General features: G+C 78.0%; 2 protein-coding genes. Both read left to right on the top strand.

The window, feature by feature from the left end:
* Positions 1–1,005, top strand: a 1,005-nt coding sequence (locus tag E2C05_RS35315; RefSeq protein ID WP_133223468.1) for a KR domain-containing protein, incomplete at its 5' end; no start/stop codon positions are given.
* A gap of 31 nt (positions 1,006–1,036) precedes the next feature.
* Positions 1,037–2,356, top strand: a complete 1,320-nt coding sequence (locus E2C05_RS31035; protein ID WP_133223467.1) for an aminotransferase class I/II-fold pyridoxal phosphate-dependent enzyme — start codon at positions 1,037–1,039, stop codon at positions 2,354–2,356.
* Positions 2,357–2,407: the final 51 nt, after the last annotated feature.

Genomic DNA, 2,407 nt, shown 5'->3' with positions numbered 1-2,407 from the left:
GCGGCGCTGCGCGCCCTGGCCGGGCTCGGCGCCCGGGCGGAGGCCTTCGCCTGCGACGCGGCCGACCCGGAAGCGCTGGCGGCGACGCTGCGGCAGGTGCGGGCGACGATGCCGCCGATCCGCGGCGTGGTGCAGGCCGCCGCCACCCTGGCCGACGGCGCCGCCGCCACGCTGGACCCGGCGCGCGCGCAGGCGGTGCTGCGGGCCAAGCTGGGGGTGGCGGAGGCGCTGGATGCGGCGACAGCCGGGGACCCGCTCGACCTGTTCCTGCTGTTCGGCTCGGCGGTGGTGGCGGTGGGCAATCCCGGGCAGGCCGCCTACGTCGCCGCCAATGCGGCGCTGGAGGCGCTGGCCCGCCGCCGCCGCGCCGCCGGCCGCCCGGCCCAGGTCATCGCCTGGGGGCCGATCGCCGATGCCGGCATGCTGGCCGGGGATGCCGCGACGGCTACCATCCTCCGCCGCCGCCTGGGCGCGGCGCCGCTGCCGGCGGCGGAGGCGCTGGCCGCCCTGCCGGCGCTGCTGGCGGCCGGGCCGCCGGTGATCGGCCATGCCCGGCTGGCCTGGGGGGAGGCGCGGACGGCGCTGGCGGTGCTGGCCGAGCCCTGCTTCGAGGCGGTGCGGGACGCCGCCCCGGCCATGGCGGCGGATGGCGCCCTGGCCAACCGGCTGCGCAGCCTGCCCGAGGCCGAGGCGCTGGCCCTGCTGCGGGACGCGCTGGCGGCCGAGCTTGGCCGCATCCTGCGGCTGCCGCCGGCCTCCATCGCGGCGGAGGCGCCGCTGGGCGGCCTCGGCCTCGACAGCCTGGGCGGGATGGAATTGCGCCTCGGGCTCGAGCAGCGGCTGGGCATGCCGGTGCCGCTGGCGGCGGTGACCGAGACGCTGACGCTCGACGCCCTGGCGCGCCGCCTGGCCGAGGCGCTGCGCGGCGCCCCGGCGCCGGATGCGGCGGCCTCGGCGCTGGTCGGGGCGCATGAGCCGGCGGACCCCGCGGTGCGGGCGGCATGATCCCGCCGCAGGCCATGGCCGGGGCGGCCCCATGACCCAGGGTTTCGGCCTGTCCGCCGCGGCGCGCGCCGCGCTGCTGCAGCGCCTGTCCCGCCGCCGTGGCGAGGAGGCGGGCGCGCCGCCGCCCGAGACGCCCGGCCGCGACCTCGCCACCCTGCCCGGGCTGCGGGAGATCGAGATGGTGCGCGAGGCCGGGGCGGCGCTCGGCCTCGAGAACCCCTATTTCCGGCCGCATGAGGGCGTGGCGGGCGGGCGCAGCGTCATCGAGGGCCGCGACTGCCTGAATTTCGCGTCCTACAACTATCTCGGGCTGAATGGCGACCCGCGCATCGCCGCGGCCGCCAAGGCGGCGATCGACCGGCACGGCGTCTCCGCCTCCGCCTCCCGCCTCGCTTCCGGCGAGCGGCCGGTGCATGGCGCGCTGGAAGCGGCGCTGGCGGCGCATTACGGCGCGGATGCGTGCCTCTGCTTCGTCAGCGGCCATGCGACCAACGTCACCGTCATCGGCCAGATCCTCGGCCCGCGCGACCTGATCCTGCACGACCAGCTCATCCACAACAGCGTCGCCGAGGGCGCGCGGCTGTCCGGCGCGCGGCGCATCGCCTTCCCGCACAACGACTGGCAGGCGGCCGGGCGGGAGCTGGCGGCGCAGCGGGCGCGGCATGGCCGGGCGCTGCTGGTGGTGGAAGGCCATTACAGCATGGATGGCGACGCGCCCGACCTGGCGCGCTTCGCCGCCCTGGCGCGGCAGCATGACGCGCTGCTGATGGTCGACGAGGCGCATGCGCTCGGCGTGCTGGGCGCCACCGGCCGCGGCAGCTTCGAGCATTGCGGCGTGCCGCCCGATGCGGTGGACATCTGGATGGGCACGCTGTCCAAGACGCTGTCGGCCTGCGGCGGCTATATCGCGGCCCGGCAGCCCCTGGTGGACCTGCTGCGGCATGCCGCGCCGGGCTTCGTCTATTCGGTGGGGCTCGCCCCGCCGCTGGCGGCGGCGGCGCTGGAATCGCTGCGCGTGCTGCAGGCGGAGCCCTGGCGCGTCGCCAGGCTGCAGGCCAATGCGGCGCTGTTCCTGCGCCTGGCGCGGGAGGCGGGGTTCGACACCGGCGGCTCCGCCGGGCTCGGCATCGTGCCGGTGATCCTCGGCAGCTCGGTCGCCGCGGCACGGCTGGCGGCGGCGCTGTTCGCGGCGGGGATCAACGTGCAGCCCATCCTGTTTCCGGTGGTGCCGGAAGGCTCGGCGCGGCTGCGCTTCTTCCTCTCGGCCGAGCATACCGAGCCGGAGCTGCGGGCGACGGTGGCGGCGCTGGCCGCGGCACGCGACGGCGCGGCGCCGGCGCGGGTGGCCTAGGGCATGGGCGCATGCAGCCGCCGCGGCGCGCCGTGCCGGGGCATGGAGGCC

Source organism: Paracraurococcus ruber (genome assembly GCF_004353985.1).
Lineage (GTDB): Bacteria > Pseudomonadota > Alphaproteobacteria > Acetobacterales > Acetobacteraceae > Paracraurococcus > Paracraurococcus ruber.
This window is presented reverse-complemented; position numbering and strand designations above follow the sequence as displayed.

Coding starts and splice junctions, on each gene's coding strand:
- E2C05_RS31035 (WP_133223467.1), top strand. CDS start 1,037: ATGACCCAGGGTTTCGGCCTGTCCGCCGCGGCGCGCGCCGCGCTGCTG.